Origin of the sequence: Vreelandella venusta (assembly GCF_044809155.1) — a bacterium.
Taxonomy (GTDB): domain Bacteria; phylum Pseudomonadota; class Gammaproteobacteria; order Pseudomonadales; family Halomonadaceae; genus Vreelandella; species Vreelandella venusta_B.
In genome coordinates this window covers 1,835,243-1,855,995 of record NZ_CP085241.1, presented here as the reverse complement: position 1 = coordinate 1,855,995, position 20,753 = coordinate 1,835,243, and the positions used below count along the sequence as shown (strand labels likewise).

The 20,753-nt window shown below is 52.5% G+C and carries 17 protein-coding genes; 8 read left to right on the top strand and 9 right to left on the bottom strand.

The features are described from left to right. Positions 1-7: 7 nt before the first annotated feature. A complete protein-coding gene (locus LG301_RS08760) occupies positions 8-775 on the bottom strand; it encodes a glycerophosphodiester phosphodiesterase family protein (protein WP_404470697.1) in 768 nt (255 codons plus the stop codon). A 159-nt stretch (positions 776-934) separates the two neighbouring features. Here LG301_RS08760 and LG301_RS08755 point away from each other — a divergent pair, with 159 nt between their 5' ends. Next, entirely contained in the window at positions 935-1,912 is a 978-nt protein-coding gene (locus LG301_RS08755) for an NADPH:quinone reductase (RefSeq protein WP_404470696.1), read from the top strand. A gap of 94 nt (positions 1,913-2,006) precedes the next feature. Here the strand turns inward: LG301_RS08755 and LG301_RS08750 are convergent, their stop codons facing one another. After that, the gene (locus LG301_RS08750) at positions 2,007-2,903 is read right to left on the bottom strand and encodes a MurR/RpiR family transcriptional regulator (protein ID WP_404470695.1); all 897 of its coding nucleotides are present in this window, start codon (positions 2,901-2,903) and stop codon (positions 2,007-2,009) included. A gap of 180 nt (positions 2,904-3,083) precedes the next feature. Here LG301_RS08750 and LG301_RS08745 point away from each other — a divergent pair, with 180 nt between their 5' ends. From LG301_RS08745 to LG301_RS08715, 7 genes are all read left to right on the top strand, one after another. Further along, positions 3,084-3,893: an enoyl-CoA hydratase/isomerase family protein gene (locus LG301_RS08745; RefSeq protein ID WP_404470694.1), complete on the top strand. Its 810-nt coding sequence runs from the start codon at positions 3,084-3,086 to the stop codon at positions 3,891-3,893. Positions 3,894-3,928: 35 nt separating this feature from the next. After that, positions 3,929-6,106, top strand: a complete 2,178-nt coding sequence (locus tag LG301_RS08740; protein WP_404470693.1) for an acetate--CoA ligase family protein — start codon at positions 3,929-3,931, stop codon at positions 6,104-6,106. After that, the gene (locus tag LG301_RS08735; RefSeq protein ID WP_404470692.1) at positions 6,103-6,906 is read left to right on the top strand and encodes an enoyl-CoA hydratase-related protein; all 804 of its coding nucleotides are present in this window, start codon (positions 6,103-6,105) and stop codon (positions 6,904-6,906) included. The genes LG301_RS08740 and LG301_RS08735 overlap by 4 nt, the downstream gene beginning before the upstream one ends. Before the next feature lie 196 nt (positions 6,907-7,102). Then, a complete protein-coding gene (locus LG301_RS08730) occupies positions 7,103-8,983 on the top strand; it encodes an SLC13 family permease (RefSeq protein WP_404470691.1) in 1,881 nt (626 codons plus the stop codon). Positions 8,984-9,071: 88 nt separating this feature from the next. Continuing rightward, positions 9,072-9,830: a DeoR/GlpR family transcriptional regulator gene (locus LG301_RS08725; RefSeq protein ID WP_404470690.1), complete on the top strand. Its 759-nt coding sequence runs from the start codon at positions 9,072-9,074 to the stop codon at positions 9,828-9,830. A gap of 132 nt (positions 9,831-9,962) precedes the next feature. Next, positions 9,963-11,444: a glycerol kinase GlpK gene (gene glpK, locus LG301_RS08720; protein ID WP_404470689.1), complete on the top strand. Its 1,482-nt coding sequence runs from the start codon at positions 9,963-9,965 to the stop codon at positions 11,442-11,444. Positions 11,445-12,068: 624 nt separating this feature from the next. Then, positions 12,069-12,293, top strand: coding sequence for a hypothetical protein (locus LG301_RS08715; protein WP_009095610.1), 225 nt, complete (start codon positions 12,069-12,071; stop codon positions 12,291-12,293). 270 nt (positions 12,294-12,563) lie between these two features. Here LG301_RS08715 and LG301_RS08710 read toward each other — a convergent pair whose 3' ends face one another. From LG301_RS08710 to LG301_RS08680, 7 genes are all read right to left on the bottom strand, one after another. Further along, positions 12,564-14,210: a glycerol-3-phosphate dehydrogenase/oxidase gene (locus LG301_RS08710; RefSeq protein WP_404470688.1), complete on the bottom strand. Its 1,647-nt coding sequence runs from the start codon at positions 14,208-14,210 to the stop codon at positions 12,564-12,566. 122 nt (positions 14,211-14,332) lie between these two features. Then, positions 14,333-16,072, bottom strand: a complete 1,740-nt coding sequence (locus LG301_RS08705; RefSeq protein WP_404470687.1) for an ABC transporter substrate-binding protein — start codon at positions 16,070-16,072, stop codon at positions 14,333-14,335. A gap of 81 nt (positions 16,073-16,153) precedes the next feature. Beyond that, complete coding sequence (locus LG301_RS08700; RefSeq protein WP_009095618.1) at positions 16,154-16,426, bottom strand: DUF2160 domain-containing protein; 273 nt, start codon at positions 16,424-16,426, stop codon at positions 16,154-16,156. Positions 16,427-16,438: 12 nt separating this feature from the next. Then, positions 16,439-17,332: a carbohydrate ABC transporter permease gene (locus tag LG301_RS08695; protein WP_009095620.1), complete on the bottom strand. Its 894-nt coding sequence runs from the start codon at positions 17,330-17,332 to the stop codon at positions 16,439-16,441. Between the two features lies 1 nt (position 17,333). After that, positions 17,334-18,221 (bottom strand): carbohydrate ABC transporter permease, encoded by an 888-nt coding sequence (locus LG301_RS08690; RefSeq protein WP_404470686.1) that lies wholly within the window; start codon positions 18,219-18,221, stop codon positions 17,334-17,336. Continuing rightward, positions 18,214-19,317: an ABC transporter ATP-binding protein gene (locus tag LG301_RS08685; RefSeq protein ID WP_404470685.1), complete on the bottom strand. Its 1,104-nt coding sequence runs from the start codon at positions 19,315-19,317 to the stop codon at positions 18,214-18,216. Before LG301_RS08685 ends, LG301_RS08690 begins: the two co-directional genes overlap by 8 nt. After that, complete coding sequence (locus LG301_RS08680) at positions 19,310-20,407, bottom strand: ABC transporter ATP-binding protein (RefSeq protein ID WP_404470684.1); 1,098 nt, start codon at positions 20,405-20,407, stop codon at positions 19,310-19,312. Before LG301_RS08680 ends, LG301_RS08685 begins: the two co-directional genes overlap by 8 nt. Positions 20,408-20,753 lie beyond the last annotated feature (346 nt).

The window sequence follows — 20,753 nt, the reverse complement described above, 5'->3', positions numbered from 1 at the left end:
GTTTTCCTTAGCCGTGCTGGCGTCGGTTATCAAGGTAGCGTTGGAAGGCGGCGGGTTCATCGGTAATGGCGCTGGCAATTCCCCACTCCCAGCGGCTCTCGAAGGCACTGGGGTCGTTGGGGGTATAACACAAAATCTGGAAGCCAGCGTCTCGCATTGCCACCGCCTGCGAGCGCTTTAAGCGCGGCCAGTGGGGATGAATACTAAAGGCTTCTACCGCGTCGCATGCGGCTCGCCACTCTTTAGGTGGGCTACCAAACAGCACGCCGAGTGCCAAGGCTTCTTTAGGTGCAAAGCGGCGGCAGTGGGCCAGGGCTGCGGCATCAAATGATGAGACGATTAATCGCTCGGCGGGGAGAGCTGCCAATACGATTGGCATGACGGTATCGACAAGAGCAATGGGGTCGCGGCCTTTATTGACCTTAATCTCTAAATTCACACCCATTTTTAGCTCATTTAGCAGCGCTAGCATCGCCTCTAAACTGGCTATTTTTTCATCGACAAAGCCATCGCCAAACCAGCTGCCAACGTCTAAGCGCTGAGCTTGTTGCCAGGTCATCGAGGCAAGCTCGCCACGGCCGTCGGAGCAGCGGCTAACATCGCTATCGTGCCAAATGACTGGCGCACCATCGCCAAGCAGTTGAACATCTAACTCTACCCAGGTGGCGCCCGCATCATGGGCGGCACGAACCGCCGTTAAGGTGTTTTCTGGCGCGGCGGCAGAATAGCCACGGTGGGCAATAAGGGTGGGCAAGTTGATTGCTGGATGCGTCATACCACAGCCTTCTTAATGTGACCAATTAAACGGGGAAGTCTAGCATGGCTGCATGACATGGGTGTGTCGCCGTACATGGGCTATTGCTTGATTTATGGGTGGCGACGCGTTTGGATAGCGGTACAAGGTACGGCCAATGAATAATAAGGAGTTTGAAGTATGGCTAAACGCATAGAGTTTTCCAAAACCGGTGGTTCAGAGGTGTTGGAGTGGGTAGATGTTGAGCCCGCAGCGCCTGCTGCTGGTGAAGTACGTATTGTTAATAAGGCGGTAGGGCTTAATTTTATTGATATCTATTTTCGCACCGGGCTGTATCCCGCGCCGTCTATGCCCTCAGGCTTGGGTACTGAAGGCGCTGGCGTGGTCGATGCGGTCGGTGAGGGCGTAACGCACCTAAAAGCGGGCGACCGTGTGGCTTATGCCCAAGGCCCGCTGGGCGCCTACGCTGAAGTGCATTCACTGCCTGCTGCAAAAGTCGTCAAGCTGCCTGATTTTATTGATTTTGAGACGGCCGCTGCGAGTATGCTGAAAGGCTTAACCGTGCAGTATTTGCTACGCCAAACCTACGAGTTAAAAGGCGGTGAAACTATTCTGTTCCACGCGGCGGCTGGTGGAGTGGGCTCGATTGCCTGCCAGTGGGCTAAAGCGTTGGGGGTTAAGCTGATTGGCACCGTTAGCTCCCAAGAAAAGGCCGATCTTGCCGTGGCAAACGGCGCTTGGGCGACGATCAATTATACCGAAGAGAACGTCGTGGAGCGGGTACGCGAGCTGACTAACGGCGAAATGTGCGATGTGGTCTATGATTCGGTGGGTAAAGATACCTGGGAAATGTCGCTTGACTGCTTGAAGCCCCGAGCCTTAATGGTGAGCTTTGGCAACGCCTCTGGCCCGGTTGACGGGGTGAACATCGGTATTCTTAACCAGAAAGGTGCGCTGTTTGTTACCCGTCCAAGCCTGAATGGCTACGCAGATACTCGCGAACGCTTGGAAATGATGTGTGAAGACTTCTTTGCCATGATCGAGAGCGGCAAACTGAAGATTGATGTTGCCAACCGCTACCCACTGCAGGAGGCGGGCAAAGCGCAGGATGCCCTGCAGAGCCGCAAAACCACAGGTTCAACCGTTCTTTTACCCTAGTGGGTAACCCAGGGAGTAATAAGAGACGCTCTTTTGCTCCCTGGCTGGCTACCCGCTTCCTCGCCGAGCGGGTGCCACGTGTTCTATCAAAAGGCTACTCCACGTCTACATAAGCCCCCATTCTGCGCATCCGGTTTTCAAAGCTGGCGACGTTATCCACCAGTTGGTCAGGGCCAAAGGCTACGCATTCTGCCAATATCGCCTCGCTTAAGGTAATCGCCGACAAAATGGAAGGAAAAAAGTGCGGTGTTGCGTTAGCAACGGTAAACGTTAAACCGGCGCCGGGCACCAGCGGGGAGCGTAGCGTGTCGGTAATTACAATGGCCTGCACGCCGTTGGTGCGTGTCACTTCAAGTGCCTTTACCGTTTCCGCGCAGTAGGGTTCAAAGCCAAACGCTACCACGATGTCTTGTTCATTGAAGTGGTCCAGTTCAGTCAGCAAGCCGCCCTCCAGTCCACGAATTAGCGTCACGTCAGGCATCGCAATCCGCCCTACATAGGCGAAGTGATAGGCGCAGGCAAAGGTATCTCGAAATCCAACAACGGCGACTTTGCGCGCTGCCAAAATTCGCCGGGCGGCGTCCTTTACGCGGGTTTGGTTGTCAGCTGTAAAGAGACGACCAATGTTATCAAACGCGGCATCACCCACCTCAACAAACAGCGTATCTTCAGGCTGACCAGCCTGATGCTTGAGCTTATTGGCTCGTCCGCTTAGCTCAACCGGAGCGGCTTGAACAGCCGACTGAAATACCTCCCTAAACTGCTCGTAACTTTCAAAGTTGAGCCGCTTGGCCAAGCGGACCAGCGTTGACGGCGTAACGGCGGCGGCGGCGGCGGTTTTACGAATGGATTGAAAGGCGATGTCTATGGGGTGTTCCAGCACGTGGCTAGCGGCACGTTTTAGCTGAGGGCTTAGTGCCGGGTAGCTCTCAGCAAGCTGCTGATGAATCTCGTCCAGGCCCGTTGGGTAGGGGGGGGTAGCGTCAGGCATGGCGTGCTCCCAAAAGTAATATAAAACGTTTGTGCCAATAATAAATGTTTTTGATACGCATGTATTGACTGATTTGTGTTGGATACCCTATTGTTGGCAAAACATATGTTTCTCTTTTTAAAATAAATAGAACGTATGTTTCTCTTTTGATGCTCAGTTCTCAGAGGTTTTAAAAATACGATGTCCTCCGCTGACCGTACATTGCCCTGCTATGAAACGCTGCTGGTCTCTCAGCATAACCACGTCTTGGAAGTACGCTTTAACCGACCAGAGCGGCTGAACGCAGTCATCGAAGCACTCTACCGTGAGCTGTTAGACGTGCTGCAGTACGCTGCCCAAACACCCGACGTAAGGGCGGTGGTGCTAACCGGTGAGGGGCGGGCATTCTGCGTGGGGGCGGATATGAAAGCCCATGGCGGCGCGGCGCGCACGCTTTTCCAGCGCCGAGCGTATTTACAGCTAGGTAACGACGTATGCGAAGCGATTATTAAGCTCAACAAGCCCGTGGTTGCTGCAGTGAACGGTTATGCCCTTGGGGCGGGCGCGGAAATGGCAGTATCTTGCGACTTTATTGTGATGGCGGATGAGGCACAGATTGGCTTCCCTGAAACCAGTATCGGTACCTGCGTTGGGGGTGGGGTTTCCAAGCTGTTGCCCCAGCTGGTGGGGCTCGCTCAGGCGCGTCGGCTGCTCTATCTTGGCGATAAAATTTCCGGGACTGAGGCGGCAACGATTGGATTAGCGCTGGCCAGCCATCCCCAAACCGATTTGCTATCAGAAGCGTTGGCGTTAGCAGAAAAGCTCGCCCGCCAGGCGCCTGTTTCTATGGCGATGTTAAAGCCTTTAGTGAACCGGGGTGGCCACACCAGTTTAGAGAGCCAGCTGCAGCAGGAGCTAGATGCGGTGTTTACCTGTTCTACCACGGATGATTGGCAAGAGGGCGTCGATGCGTTTGCCGAGCGCCGCAAGCCCGATTTTCAAGGCAAGTAGTCACTATTTTTCCGTATTTTCAGACAGGTAGCATCATGAACACGATTGAAGGCCATCTCCCGTTGCGCAGCCCGTTACACGCTATTTTGGCACCTACTGGCATTGCCGTTGTTGGCGCCTCTGCAGACCCTACCAAGCGCGGCTATAAAGCCATGGTTGGGCTGGTGAAAGGCGGCTATCAAGGCGCTATTTATCCGGTCAATCCGAAAGCCGACACTATTTTGGGCGTGAAGGCTTGGCCTTCCATCAGTGATGTGCCGGGTAATCCTGAGCTGGCGCTGCTGTGTACCCCTGCCGCGACGGTGCCTGCGCTCATCGCCGAGTGTGGTCGCCGAGGCGTTAAAGGGGCCGTCATTTTAGCCAGTGGCTTTGGTGAAACCGGCGAGGCAGGCGCGGCGCTGGAAGCAACGATGATGGAAGCAGCGCGCGCCCACGGCGTGCGTATTATCGGCCCCAACACCTCGGGCATGTTTAACCTCCATCACAAGATTAATTTGCTGGCGCTGGATAACGTCACCCCTGGCGATATCGGGATTGTTTCCCAGTCGGGCAATATGCTGCTGTCACTGGCCCTTGAGGCGCAGCACAACGGGCAAGTGGGGTTCAGCACTTATATCGGCCCAGGAAACCAAAGTGATATTGGCTTTAATGATTACCTACGCTACCTGGGAGAAGACGAGCACACCCGAGTAGCGACGCTGTATGTGGAAGGCTTTCGTGATGGACGCAAGTTTTTAGACGTTGCGCGGGAGGTAACGGCGATGAAGCCGGTGGTGGTGTATAAGTCTGGCGCCACCGAGCAGGGTCAAAAAGCGGCTAGTTCCCATACCGGTGCGCTCGCGGGAAGCTATCAAATGACCGTTGATCTGCTGCGCCAAGCTGGGGTCAGCGTGGTGCAATATTCAGATGAAATTCTGCCCGTAGCAGAAGGCTTAGGGCGGCTGCAGAAAGCCTCTGGTAAGCGCGTGGCGGTAATCTCGGACGGTGGTGGTCAAGCGACGATTGCAGCCGACCGCCTAGCAGAGGCCGGTTTAGCGCTGGCAGATCTTTCTGACGATACCCGTGCGGCGCTACGCAGTGTGCTACTGCCCCAAGCGTCTACGCTAAATCCGGTGGATGTAGCTGGCTCATCAGATGCGAATCCTTCGCTGTTGGCGCGCTGTGTTGATATCGTCATGGCGGACGAGGGCGTGGATAGCGTGTTCTTGGTCGGTATGTTTGGTGGCTACAGCATGCGCTTTGCTGAGTCGTTACTGGGCGATGAGATGCGCGGCGCTGAAGCGATGATTGAACGTGCCAAGGCCAACGAAAAACCGCTGGTTATTTACAGCCTGTATGCACCCATTAAGCCACCCGCACTCAGGCGCTTGCATGAGGCGGGCCTGCCGGTATACGCCTCTATTGAGCACGCGGTTAGGGTTCTGGCAGCGCTGGGTGAGCGAGGCGAGTATCTTGCTGGCCAAGCGGTGCCTGTTGCTGCCGACCCGGTTCAGCCTTTGGCGGCGGGTCAGGCTATGTTGAACAAAGCCCGTGCTGAAGGGCGTGATCTGCTGGAGTTTGAAGCGAAAGCGCTGCTAGCAGAGCATGGTATCGCAGTGCCTGATGAGCAGCTTGTCACCCGCATGGATGCGCTGGGGGATACCGCACGTCACTTTGGTGACCAGCCGCTGGCCATGAAGGTTGTTTCGAAGGATATTCTGCATAAATCTGACGCAGGCGGGGTAAAGCTAAACCTGGTGGGCGAAGCTGCGCTGTGCGAGTCTTATCAGGCAATCATCAACAGCGCCCATGCCTATGACCCTAAGGCGCAGATTGAAGGGGTGCTGGTGACGCCGATGGCCGATAAAGGCGTGGAGGTGATCATTGGCATGTTGCGGGACCCGATTTTTGGCCCTGTTATGATGTTTGGGCTAGGCGGCGTCTTCGTTGAAGTGTTAGAAGATGTGGCGTTCCGTGCGCTTCCGCTCAGCCAAGCTGATGCAGAGTCAATGATTAACCAGATTAAAGCGCAAAAAGTGCTTGCTGGGGTGCGCGGTGCCGCAGGTGTTGACAAAAAAGCGCTAGCGTCGCTGTTGGTGCAGGTGTCTCGTTTAGTTGAAGCGTATCCTAGTATCCATGAGCTAGATTTAAATCCCGTCATTGCCTATCCCGAGAGCCATGCAAAAGGCTACGCCGTGGTAGATGCCCGAATTATTGTGGAGCGTGATCAATGAGCCAAGCGTTACCCGAGCTAGCCGATGCAACCATCACCCTTGAGAACCGCGTTGCAACGCTCACCTTAAATCGTCATGACGTGCGTAATGCGCTAACGGGCACTCAGCTTGTCGATGACATTGTGGCGACCGCTGAGTGGGTAAACCGTTGCCAAGAGGTTTCCGTGTTGGTGATAACCGGCGCGGGGTCGGCCTTTTGCGCCGGAGGCAACGTGAAAGACATGGCCGAGCGCGGCGGTGACTTTGCCGGTGATGTGGCCGAGGTGGCCGAGCGTTATCGCAACGGTATTCAGCGAATGCCGCTGGCGCTGGACCGAGTGGAGGTGCCGATTATTGCTGCGGTGAACGGGGCTGCCATTGGCGCTGGGTTTGATTTAGCTAACATGGCGGATATACGTATTGCCTCAAGCCGCGCTAAATTTGGCGAAACCTTCCTGAATCTAGGGATCATTCCAGGCGATGGTGGCGCATGGTTTATGCAGCGCCAAATAGGCTATCAGCGCGCCTTTGAGCTGACGCTTTCTGGACGAATCATCACCGCTGAGGAGGCGCTTTCGTATGGCGTTGTGCTGGAGGTCGTGGAGCCTGAGGCGTTAATGACCGCTGCCATGGCGCATGCCAGCAGAATAGCCGCTCAGCCCCCCAAAGCGACGCGCCTGACAAAGCGGCTAATGAAAATGGCGCCGACTATGGAGCTAAAAGGCTTTTTAGATGTGTGTGCCGTGTTCCAGGGCATGTGCCACAACGAGCCTGAACATCTTGAGGCGGTTGAACGGCTGCTGGCCAGTATGAAAAAGTAAATTAAGACCTCAACGATGTTTAATAACGCCTGGCTACGCCAGGCGTTATTATTTGTTTAGCGGATGTTGCTGTTTTTAGAAGCTTTACGGTCGTATAGTCATTGCTGCTGATTGCAAGGCTGCAGCGTCGCTGACTATGTGGCGTGCTCAATGGATGTTCGTAGCAGATGTTCGCAACATAGGGAGGTGGCAAAGTATGACATGGGATAGTTTAAGGCTAGCGCCTAGCACGTTGGTATTTATAGTATTGGGCGTTACCTTGGTCGCTTTTATGTGGGGGCGCTTTCGCTATGATTTAGTAGCGCTTGCCGCTTTGCTTGGCTCTGTCATGCTCGGCTTAGTACCCGCCGACGATGCGTTTAAGGGGTTTGGTCATCCCGCCGTGATCACGGTAGCGGCTGTACTGGTACTTAGCCGTGGCTTTGAGCGCTCTGGCGTCGTGGATATTATTGCCAATCAAGTGCTGAAGGTTGGCGAGCGGTTACTGCTTCAACTCCTTGCGCTGGTAGGTACCGTTGTCGTACTTTCCGGCATGATGAATAACGTAGGCGCATTAGCGTTACTGCTGCCTGTGGCGATGCGCCTGGCCCGTGAACATAACACGTCACCTTCACTGCTATTAATGCCTCTGGCGTTTGGCTCGCTACTGGGTGGGCTAACCACGCTGATTGGCACGCCGCCCAATATTATCATTGCCACCTATCGCGGCAGCGTGACCGGCGAAAGTTTCGGCATGTTTAGCTTTTCACCGGTGGGGATTGTGGTCGCGTTAATCGGTCTGGCCTTTATCGTTTTAGTGGGGTGGCGCTTCACTCCAAAACGTAGTGGCCAAGCATCGACGGAAGAAATGTTTGATACCGCTAATTATTTAGTGGAATTAAACGTCACGGAAGCTTCCAAAGCGAACGGGCTTACGCTGCAACAGTTGCATGACGAGTTGGAAGAGACGATTCCTGTGCTGGCGGTGGTTCGCGACGATGACCGGCGGGCTGGCTATAACTTTCATGGGGTGCTTAAAGAGGGAGATATCCTACTCCTTGAGGCGGGCCCTGATGAGCTCAAACTGCTTGAAGACAAGGTCGGTTTAAGCGCTATCGCGGAACCTGAAGACGCCGACGACCGTCGCGATGAAAGTGATAGTGTTGATGATAGGATTAATGATAGCGCTCATGATGAGGACTCAAAAAAAGAGGCCGATCAACGTCAGCCAGTGAATACGGAAGGTTTGCAACTGATTGAAGCGGTGGTGCGTAACGACTCAATAATGGTGAATCGCAGTGTGCGTCAGCTGCGCTTAAATCAACAGTTTGGCCTGCATTTAGTCGCTGTAGCGCGAGATGGCGGGCGCTTGAAGCAGCGCTTGAGGGATATTCGCTTCCAAACCGGCGATGTGCTGCTGCTTCAAGGCAGCGAGAATGAAATTTCCGAAAGCTTATCTACCTTAGGGTGTCTCCCCTTGGCTAACCGGGAGCTGCATTTGGGCCAGCCGCGCAAATTGGCGATGTCGATAGGTATCTTTGCCTTAGCCATTATGGCCATGCTGTTTGATGTGTTGCCGGCAGCGGTTGCCATGAGTACAGCGGCATTAATCTCGCTACTCATCGGCGTGCTGCCGTTGCGGGAGGGCTATCAAGCCATTGATGGTCCGGTTATTGTACTGCTGGCCGCCATGCTGCCCGTGGGGGAGGCGCTGGAGACGAGCGGTGGCGCTGAAATTATCGCCGATGCACTGCTGAGGTTTGGCGTCGAATGGCCCGTCATTGTCTCATTGGTTGGTCTGTTTATTATCTCTATGCTGCTTTCCAATGTGGTCAACAATGCGGCGGCTGCCCTATTGATGGCACCTATTGCGGCTAGTTTGGCCAGCGGTTTTGATGTGTCGATGGAACCCTTCTTGATGGTGGTGGCCGTGAGTGCTTCCTGCGCTTTTTTAACGCCTATTGGGCATCAGTCGAATACCCTTGTGCTTGGCCCGGGCGGGTATCGATTTGGTGACTATTGGAAACTGGGGCTGCCGCTATCCCTCGTAGTGCTTGCGGTTGCCATACCCATGATCCTTTGGGTGTGGCCGCTTTGATCAAGCTTCGAAACGGTCAGTTATAAGTTTCGAAAATTTTGCTAATCTAATAGGTTAAAGATAAACAAATAACGAACAGGCCGGGCTTATGAACCAACAGTTTCGCCAGGACGCCATTGTCGAGCTCGTTCGACAGCACGGCTATATGAGTATTGAGCAGCTCACTGATCACTTTTCAGTTACCCCACAAACCATCCGGCGTGATTTGAATACCCTGGCCGATGACGGCCGGGTGCGGCGGGTGCATGGCGGGGTGGGGATTGAGTCAAGCACTGTCAATACGGCCTATAGCACGCGTAAAACGCTGCATTTGGAAGAGAAAGAGCGCATTGCCCACTGTTTGGCAGAGCATATTCCTAATCACGCCTCGCTGTTTATCAATATCGGTACTAGTAATGAAGTGATTGCACAGGCGCTGTTAGAGCATCAGGGGTTAGAAATTATTACCAACAACCTCAACGTGGCGGCGATTCTCCAGCATAAAGAAGATTTCACGGTGATTATTGCGGGGGGGCAGGTACGCTCGCGGGATGGTGGGATTATCGGTGAGGCAACGATCGACTTCATTAATCAGTTTAAGGTGGATTACGGCATTATCGGGATCAGTGGTATTGATGAAGATGGCTCGTTGCTGGAGTTTGACTACCAAGAGGTGCGTGTTGCCCAAGCTATTATCGCGAATTCAAGGCGCGTTTATTTAGCGGCCGACTACTCCAAGTTCCACCGCAACCCTGTGGTTCGCCAGGGGAAAATTTCCCAGTTAGATGCGCTGTTTACCGACCGCTCACCCCCCGAGACAATTTTGCAGCTGCTTAAGCAGCACGACGTAGCGCTCCATATTGCATAGGGCTATGCCAACATTCTGGTTGTATGAAAAGTTCACACTTGACCTTTTAGGAGGCTAGGGTAGCCTTGAATGATAATAAAGCGAAAGTAAAAACATAAATTCGAAAGAAACCTACAACAAAGCGAATGTTATATGACCTCTTTTATTCTCGCCATCGACCAAGGTACTACCAGCTCCCGCGCTATTCTGTTTGATCGGCAGGGGCAAATTGCCGCTGTCGCCCAGCAGGAGTTTCCTCAACATTTTCCTGAAGATGGCTGGATCGAACATAATCCAGAAGACATCTGGGAAACCGTCCTCGCCACCTGTAAAGAGGTGCTGGTTAAGGCAAATATTAGCGCTTCGCAAGTTGACGGCGTTGGTATTACCAACCAACGTGAAACGACGATTGTTTGGGATCGTAAAACAGGAAAACCCCTCTACAACGCTATTGTATGGCAAGACCGGCGTACTTCTGAGCTGTGTCAGGCGCTTCGCGACCAAGGCCACACTGAGGAAGTACAGGCTAAGACTGGCCTGTTAATTGACCCCTATTTCTCAGCCACTAAGCTTGCTTGGATTCTGGATAATGTAGAGGGCGCACGCGAGCGGGCTGAGCGTGGTGAATTGGCGTTTGGTACGGTAGACAGCTTTCTTATATGGCGGTTAACCGGTGGTAATCACGTGACCGATGCGACTAACGCTTCGCGGACAGCGCTGTTTAACATTCATACCCAGCAGTGGGATGAGTCGCTTTTAAAGCTGTATAACGTTCCCGCCAATATGCTGCCGGAAGTGAAAGATTCAAGCGACGATTTTGGCAACCTGGAAGCCTCTTGGTTAGGCGAAGCGCTGCCTATTGCTGGCGTTGCCGGTGATCAGCAAGCCGCCTTGGTTGGCCAGGCGTGTTTTCAACCGGGGATGGGGAAGAGCACCTACGGTACCGGCTGTTTCATGATTGTTAATACGGGGGCTACTGCCTCGTTATCGCAGAATAGACTGCTGACAACCATAGGGTATCGAATAAATGGCAAGCCGACTTACGCTATGGAAGGCAGCATTTTTGTCGCAGGCGCTACGGTACAGTGGCTGCGTGACGGCTTAAATCTTTTTGCAGACGCCTCGGAAACAGAAGCGCTGGCGCGGGAAACCCGAAGTGGGCACAGCGTCTACCTAGTGCCTGCGTTTACGGGGCTAGGCGCTCCCCACTGGGACCCAAAAGCCCGAGGGGCAATATTTGGACTTACCCGAGACACCGGCATCGCTGAGATTGTTGCCGCCGGTCTTCAGGCTGTCTGCTATCAAACCCGCGACCTACAGCACTGCATGAATGACGATATGGAAGCGGCACCGAAAAACCTTCGTGTCGACGGTGGCATGGTCAAAAATAGCTGGGTGATGCAGTTTTTAGCTGACATGCTCAATGTCCAAGTGGACAGGCCCACTATCCTTGAAACCACTGCGCTAGGCGCTGCTTATTTGGCTGGACTGCGCTTAGGGTGGTATGACTCTTTAGAAGAGATAGAGCAGCTGTGGCGTTGCGAAAAAAGTTTTACACCTATGATGGATGAGACGACGCGTGAGCACCTTTATCAAGGGTGGCAGGATGCGGTATCGCGAGTGCGATCATTCTAGGGCGCACATTACCAGTGCTTTGATTACGCCGCTTTTACAATAGCGGCGTTTTTATTGTCACTGTTTTGCGCGTTATCACCCTTGGTCGTATGGTGAAATTAGCTGCTCGGTGTAAAATGCAATCGTTTTTAAATTGTCGACAAACATTGTTTTAAGCAATTAATATTTTAATAGGTAATTAAAGGCGAATTTCTCCGCTTATTAAAATAGCCTGTTTGTTTTAAAACAGTCGTTTAGCAACGTTCTTGAAAGTATCAATCAACAATCCTCCTTTCATCGCCATGATGTAGTCAAGCTACAACCTCTCCTGCTGCCAATGACGCATTGTGAGCATCGCTTGCGTGAACCATAGTGAAGTCATGGATCAGGGAGGGGTATCGTTATCCCGGTATGACTCAACTGATCCCTTGCTACAACCGAGGCACTACGTTGTACCCAGGTGCCAAAGGCGAAGGTCTTGCAAAGCTTGTGACCGTATCGCAGTTACCGAACTGAGCACTTATCCGGCTCAGCATGCGTAGCAACGTCACCAATCGTCGTTAATTAAGATGGCTGCTTTGTTCTTTCAGTAAACGAGTTTTACGACCTACAAGCAGCGGCTGACCATACCATGAGGGATTGACCATGAACTGCACCGAATTGAGCCAACAAGCCGACCGTATCGCTAGTACATTCAGCAAGCAGGACTTAGCTAAGCTAGTTCTCGCGCTGAAGGGCAATCGCGAGTCGCTCCAACACGCTGTTGAAGTTATCGATACCATTGATAGCCGTTTAGGTTACACCTTGGAAGAGGCGTGGGATGAAGTATTAGCGGGCGACTCTCAACTGCTAGTAGAAAACGAAGAGTAGTGCTGCCATTAGCTTGCACCACTATGATCTCGAAATGATTATTGCCCCCTCACACGTGAGGGGGCATTTTTTAGGAAGCCAAGCAAAGCCAAGAGAAACAAGCGAGCGCTCATTGTTTAACCACTTGTTTTAATAAACAAAAGCGCCGATTAGTGATAACGATTGCCCATTGAGCATTAACAATCATTTCGCGCCTGGAGTTTTCAATAACTTTTTTTCTGTTCTTTATTTATTGCCTTCAGCCTTGTTTTGAACCGTTTTCACTCAAAGTTAATGATCCTCGATAGCTGACTGAGGCGGTCGAGATGTATCTCTATTCTGTTCAAAATACGTGTTAAAACGCTCCTCTGCCTCTTCGCCAAACAGTACTTTGCAAGCTTCTTTCAGCCCTTTTGATTGGCGTAGCTGTTCGTGTTGAACGACCAAAGAGACTTTTGCTCTCCGACGTAAGAAGTCCTCTAGCTGGGTAATCATTTCGTGATCCCTCGCATGTGCCAGCTCACAGCGTATGTACTCCGTACCTTCGATAAGAATATCGGCTTCAGAGGGGTCTTGACGGATTTCCTCCAGCATTCCCATTGCCTTTTCAGCATAGCGCCGCCACAAACGAGAAGAGAGTGGCTCGGAGGAGCTGTCAGCGGTCATGGCGTCAAGGTTCATACGCGCCGCTTGATCCATAAACTGTTGCTTGACGGGGAGGGGTGGCTCGCCGTACCACTGGAAATTCGGGTCGCTGAGCGTAACGCCTAGCCGTGCTACGTCGTCGGCAATCTCATCGCCTACGTTGAGGCAGTCGGTAAGCTTACCGCCAAAAATACTGATATGCGCGCTCTCTATGTTGGTGTCGATAACATGTTTACGAGAGAGCTGTAAAAAATCACGATCACTACCCTGGTCAGCTTTAATGGCCAGCGGACGCACTCCGCACCGGGTAGAAATAATATCATCGGGCGTAAGAGGGTCTTTGAGGGTCAAACGCGTATTGATGTTTTCAAGCACAAAGGCAATGTCGTCTGCGGTTACATCGACTTCTGGATGCTCCATATGAGTGTCCGTGGTGCCGATACAGGTTCGGTTACCCATGGGGATGACAAAAAACAGTCGCCCATCATTGGCGAAAAATGCTAAAACGCGCTTGGTACGTGTTAATTGCGGAACAATTAAGTGGATGCCTTTGGAATACAGGTGCTGGTGGGTCGTTTTTTGGCCGGTCAGTGCATTGTGCTGATCCACCCACGGACCAGCAGCGTTAATCAGCACTTTGGCGCGGATGGTAAAAGTGCTGCCATCCATCACATTACGCGCTTTAGTCAGCCACCAATCGCCTTCGCGTTCGGCACCCAGTGACTCCACATAGTTCGCGGCTGCAGCGCCATAATCCAGAGCATGACGAACAAAATTAAACACAAAGCGGGCATCATTGTCGTGGAGGTAAGCGTCTGAGTACTCGAACCCTCCCACTGAACCTTCGACATTAATGATGGGCTCTTCCTGTTTGATTTTATTCGGCGACAGTAAGCGTGGTAATTTTGTAAACCCATTGCCCATTAGCCAGTAAAGCCACGTTCCCGCCCACAAGTAGCGTGGAGAGTGACGAAAACCTTTAGTAATGGTGGTAAGAAAACGTATCTCCTGCACGGTTGAAGGGTAGCTTTTAATCAGATGGTTTCTGCTCTTGCATAGCTTGCGCACCAGTGCAAAATCTTTGCTTTCCATGTACTTGATTCCTCCCCAAACTAAGTTGGAGGAGTGCATGCTGGTACTGCCTGCAAAATCACCACGATCAATAAGGGCAACTTTAGCGCCTTTGCCTGCTAGGGCAGCAGCAGTGGCAGCACCATTGATGCCACCGCCGATAATTAGCGCGTCGAATTCTTCAGTGTGCAATTTCTCAATATTGCGATTACGCAGTTTCATAGCGGTTCCAGTTAACAAAGAAAAAGCCCTGGGTTTACGGTCTCAATATGTGAGTAGGCAAAACGCCTGCTTGCCACTGATGAAACGCTGGAAGAGGCGGGCCGTAGCCCGCCTGGTAAGGATTAACGTGTACCTGCTTCCATCCACGCTTCCATCATTTCATCATAAGGAACGGTGGTGCCCTGAGGCATCTCATTGTCGAGCTTAGCTTTCGGAGAACCCTCCTGGTCAAGCCAGTATTGAGGATCGCGTTCTTCATTTAGCACTGGCGCGTAGCTGTCGAAGACGTTGGCGCGGGCAAGACGGTGCATGGTGTTATCCATATCAGCCGCGAGCTTATCCAAGCCTTCTTGGGGCGTAACCTCGCCACTCATGACCGGTGCCAGATTTTGCCACCATAGCGGCGCCATGCGCGGGTAGTCCGGTACGTTGGTACCAGTAGGCGTCCAGTTGGATTCGTTCGGGCTGCGGTAGAATTCCACCAAACCGCCCAGCTTGGGTGCCATTTCGGTCATCTGCTCGGAGAAGATGTCAGACTCACGAATCGGCGTTAGGCCAGCCATCAGTTTTTCCAGCGAGGTGGTTTTCGCTACGGTGAACTGGGCAAACAGCCATGCCGCGCTGCGGCGGTCTTCGGGGGTTGAGTCAAAGAAGGTCCAAGACCCTACGTCCTGGTAGCCCACTTTCATACCTTCTTCCCAGTAGGGGCCGGTGGGGGAAGGGGCCATACGCCATAGTGGGTTGCCTTCATCATCGGTTACCGCCACCGATGGGTCGGTCATATCCGCAGTGAAGGCTGTGTACCAAAAGATCTGCTGAGCGATATGACCCTGTGCCGGTACCGGGCCTGCTTCACCAAAGGTCATGCCTTGTGCTTCTGGTGGCGCAAAATCACGTAGCCAATCCACGGCTTTCTGCATTGCGAAAACCGACGCTGGAGAGTTCGTGGCACCGCCACGGCTAACGCTGGCGCCTACGGGCTGGCTCTCTTCGTTAACTCGGATGCCCCAATCATCGACGGGGTTACCGAAAGGCACGCCGGGACTTCCCATACCCGCCATGGAGAGCCAGGAGTCATGGAAGCGCCAGCCCAGCGACGGGTCGCGTCGACCGTAATCCATATGGCCGTAAACGCGGGTACCATCGATCTCGCCGACATGTTCCGTAAAGAATTCAGCAATATCTTCGTAGGCGGTCCAGTTGGTGGGTACGCCTAGGTCATAGCCGTAAATCTCCCGAAACTGCTCTTGCAGGTCTTCACGCTGGAACCAGTCATAGCGGAACCAGTAGAGGTTGGCGAACTGCTGAGCAGGTAGCTGATAGATGCTTCCATCGGGGCCTGTGGTGTATTGCAGGCCGATGAAATCATCCAAATCTAGCGTGGGAAGCGTAAGGTCGGCCCACTCATTCTGCATTGCTTCAGAGAGGTTGATGGTGGTGCCATAGCGAATATGGGTGCCGATAGAATCAGAGTCGTTGATATAGCCATCGTAGATACTATTACCGGACTGCATCTGGTTCTGCATCGTATCGACTAAGTCACCCTCGCCGATGATGTTATGCGTGAGGTTAATGCCGGTCAGCTCGCTAAAAGCTTCCGCCAAAACTTCACTTTCATAGACGTGGGTGGTTAAGCCTTCGGCAACCGTTTGAATGTCCATACCCCGGAAGGGTTCGGCCGCTTGAGCAAACCAGAGAAGCTCTTCAATTTGCTCTTCACGACTTAGCGTGGAGTTTTGAAAATGCTCGTCTACAAGACGCTCAGCAATTGCCCGTGCGTCATGGTCGTCGGCTAACAGCGTCCCCGATGCGAGCATAAAGCTAGCGGCGAGGGTGGTGAGTTGGAAAGGTATGTTACGCATGTGGACCTCGTTTTGTTGTGTTCTTCCTTGGTGTTGAGACCATCCTTGATACTTCCGTAACGCTGGAGGCGCTTTGTTGCATTAACCCCAGCGCATTAACACCAGCAGCCATACCGCTGATAGTGCTAGTGCAATCCAGATAGAGAGCGTTGTAAAACCGATAACGCCTAGGTGAATAAAAGCAGCCGATAGCAAGCCAATAAATAGCCGGTCACCACGGGTAGTGCTAATGGGTAAAAAACCTTTTCGCTCAATCGTGGGCGATAAAATTTCCCATAGCGTCATGCCAGCTAGCATGGCGGCAATTGATGAAAAGAACAGAGCTGTTGGAGTTGTCCATACCATCCACGTCATAGCAACGTCTCCCTAGGTACGGCCGAGGGCAAAGCCCTTAGCAATATGGTTACGAACGAAATAGACCACCAAAATACCCGGCACAATGGTGAGCACCCCAGCGGCTGCCAGCGTTCCCCAATCAATGCCTGATGCGGTTGAGGTGCGGGTCATAATCATGCCAATTGGCTGAGCGCTAGTGGCGGTCAGTGTTCTTGCCAGCAGTAGCTCTACCCAGGAGAACATAAACAGGAAGAACAGTGTGACGCCGATGCCAGAGCGGATCATGGGTATAAAAATTTTGATAAAGAAGCGCGGAAAGCTGTAACCGTCTATGTAGGCCGTTTCGTCGATCTCTTTCGGCACGCTGCTCATAAAGCCCTCTAAAATCCAAATAGCCAGTGGGATATTAAACAGGCAGTGGGCCAGCGCTACGGCAATGTGGGTATCAAACAGGCCCACCGAATAGTAGAGCTGGAAGTAGGGCAGCAGGAACACCGCTGGTGGCGCCATCAGGTTAGTGAGTAGCCAGAAAAATAGATGCTTGTCGCCGATAAAACGGTAACGACTAAACGCATAAGCCGCTGGGAGTGCGACACAAATAGTGATCAGCATGTTCATGGCAACGTAAAGCATCGAATTGACGTAGCCCATGTACCAGCTTGAGTTAGTGAAAATGCCAATATAGTTATCAAACGTCAGGTTTTGGGGCCACAGCGTCATGGAACCCAAAATTTCGCTATTAGTCTGGAGCGACATATTGATTAGCCAATAAATTGGCAGAATCATCAGGAAAAGATACAGGCCTAACAGCACCCGCGAACGCCACCGGCTGCGCGCATTCCGACGACGGCGCTGAGCGGGGGTCGTCTTGCTGAAAATGGTGTTGTACTTTTCACCTTGCTGAGAATTTTCGAGATGGTACATATCATGCTCCCCCGTGCGGGTTCTTATCTTTTTGCATGTGCATGATGGTGGTGTAGAACACCCAGCTCACCAGCAAAATGACCAAGAAATAGATAATGGAGAATGCCGCAGAAGGGCCTAAGTCTTGTTGGCCGATGGCCATTGTGGCCAGCGATTGGCTCAAGAAAGTGGTTGAACTACCCGGGCCACCGCCGGTGAGCACGAAGGGCTCGGCGTAAATCATGAACGAGTGCATAAAACGTAACAGCACCGCAATGACCAGCACGTTGGTAAGCTTGGGAAGCTGGATATAACGGAATACTGCCCATTTTGACGCGCGATCGATGCGCGCGGCCTGGTAGTAAGCTTCAGGGATTGAGCGCAGGCCGCTATAGCAAAGCATGGCGACGAGCGGCGTCCAGTGCCAAACATCCATCAAGATAATCGTGGCCCAGGCATCGCCCGCATTACGGGTGATGTTGTAGTTGATCCCTAGCTCGCGAAGTCCGTAGCCCATGAGGCCGATATCGCCACGGGTGAAGATTTGCCAAATACTGCCCACCACGTTCCATGGGATTAGCAGCGGCAGGGTGATTAAGATCAGTACTGCTGATGCCTGCCAGCCGCGCTTGGGCATAATGAGGGCAATGCCGATACCCAAGGGCACCTGAATGGCCAAGATAGTCAGCGAAAAAAGGATTTGACGAAGAAAGGCCGCACGAAGCGCTGAGTCGTTTAAGATGCTTTCAAACCACTCCGTGCCGGTAAAGAAGCGCGCATTGGGGCCTAGTACGTCTTGCACCGAGTAATTAACGACCGTCATTAGCGGAATAAGGGCGGAGAATGCTACGAGAACCAGCATGGGAAGAACTAAAAGCCATGCACGGTTATTTTGCACTTTGTTATTCATGGCCGATCTCCACTAGATATTCGTCGATATAGAGAGCGATGTGTTGATCAGAAAACACGGCATAGGCAGCATCACCTATTATTGGGGCGTGCCCTTCAGGTAGACGTGCCTTGAAGAGTTGATCGTTCAGGGTGAAGCTCAACAGTGAATAGGTGCCCAAATCCTGTAGGTTGACGACCTCGATAGGTACGCTGCCAGCCTCTGGGGAGTTGCTGACCGTAATAAACTCCGGGCGAATACCGAGCTTGATATTGCTGGAGCTAGCAGTCGCGACGATACGGCGTATGGCCTCGCTCACAGGTAACGCCCGCTCGCCAAACATCACTTTGCCCTCTTGGTGGGCGACGCTCATGAAATTCATGCCCGGGCTACCAATAAAGTAGCCTACAAAGGTATGTGCCGGTTTTTCAAAGAGTTCCCGGGGCGTCCCGAACTGCACCACCTGACCGTCGTACATGACCGCGATTTTGTCGGCGAAGGTGGACGCCTCCAGCTGGTCGTGGGTGACATAGATCATGGTGATATTGAAGCGCTCGTGAATCTCTTTGAGCTTGCGGCGTAGCTTCCATTTGAGCTGCGGGTCGATCACCGTCAGCGGTTCGTCAAACAGGATGGCCGAGACGTCGTCGCGCACCAGCCCGCGGCCCATGGAGACTTTTTGCTTCTCATCGGCAGTGAGGTTTTTGGCTTTCCGCGAGAGCAGTGGCGTGAGATCTAGGATATCGGCCACTTCACGCACTTTGGGATCCAGCCGATACTCAGGGATGTTCATGTTGCGAAGCGGGAAAGCCAGGTTGTCATACACCGTCATGGTGTCGTAGATGACAGGGAACTGAAATACCTGAGCAATATTGCGCTCTTCGGGAGGAAGTTCGTTAACCCGCTGCCCATCGAATAGCACATCACCTTCTGATGGCTCTAACAGCCCAGAGATAATGTTTAGTAGCGTTGACTTGCCGCAGCCAGAGGGGCCAAGCAATGCATAAGCACCGCCTTGATGCCAGACGTGATCCATTTGGCGGATCGCATAATCGTCACTTCCCGTCGGGGTTTTACTGTAACTATGGGCAAGTCCCTTAAGCGTAATTTCAGCCATTGACGATGCCTCCTTGGCCTGCGGGCACGTGCACTGTGCTGCCCTGTTTATCGAAGGCGTAAAGCTGACGACTGGAGAAGTAAACCTTGATAGGTGTGTTGACGTGAAATTCGTGAATGCCAGCTAAATGAAGCACGAGCGGAAACCGCTTATGGCTGACATGTAAAAAGGTTTCAGATCCGCTTATTTCGGCGACGTCAACACTCACCGGCAGCTCTATATCGCTAGGTGATGTGGGAGAAAGAGTGATATGCGAGGCGCGTATCCCAAAATCATAGGTGCCCTTCGATAGGCTTTGTAAGCCATCGTCACAGGGAAAGCTTAAAGAGGGGTCAAAGGAGATAGCCGCAGTGCTTAGGGTTCCCGGTACAATATTGATAGGCGGTTCTGAGAACATTTCGGCGCTATAACGGCTGTTGGGTTGGCGGTAGACCTGGTCGGTAGGGCCGTACTGGAGAAGCTTACCTTCATGAAGCACTGCAGTATTGCCCCCCAATGCTAGCGCTTCGTTAGGCTCTGTGGTGGCATAAACCGCAATACAGTTGCGCTCTTTAAACAGGTCACGCAGCTCGTCACGGAGTTCCTCTCTAAGCTTGTAGTCAAGGTTAACAAGCGGTTCATCGAATAAGATGAGGTCAGCTTCTTTTACCAGGGCGCGGCCCATCGCAGTGCGCTGCTGCTGCCCGCCGGATAGCTCCTGTGGGTACCTATCCAGCAGGTGCTCTATGCGAAGCATTTCGGCAATCTTGCCGACGCGATGCTCAATCTCTTTTTTAGGGGTGTTGGCAAGCTTCAAGGGAGAGGCAATATTGTCGCGCACGGTTAGGCTGGGATAGTTGATGAACTGCTGGTAAACCATGGAGACGTTGCGCTTTCGAACGGAAACGCCGGTCACGTCTTTACCGTCCATGAAGATTTTGCCCTTGGAAGGTTGCTCCAAACCTGCCATCAAGCGCATTAGCGTGGTTTTGCCTGCTAATGTTCGCCCGAGTAGCACGTTAAACGAACCTGGCTCTAGCTCAAGTTCTACACTACTAATATGAGGAACCCCGCCAACGACGTGGTCAATATGCTGTAGATATAAGGACATGCCGATCTCGCTAGCGTCATTGTTATTGGAAAATTGCTACTGAAAATCGTTATTGCTTGATGAGCGTGATGGTGGCTGTGGTGGTGGAATCTGCGCTGAGTTGCTCAGTTTCCGCACAGGAATTTTCAATAACGAAAGGCTAGTTGATCATTTTCGAACTTGCAACGCATTTTATGTGCTTATTTGGGCTTTTTAACTTATGTCTAATGCCATGCCAGTGGCAGAAAAGAAGAGGGAGCGTTTGCTGCGAGCGTTGGGCGAAGGAGATAGGCGGGAAGTTTTCGCTTTAGAAAGCGTCGAGAAAAGCAGGGCACAAAAAAACCGGCCCCAAATGAGGGCCGGTTAG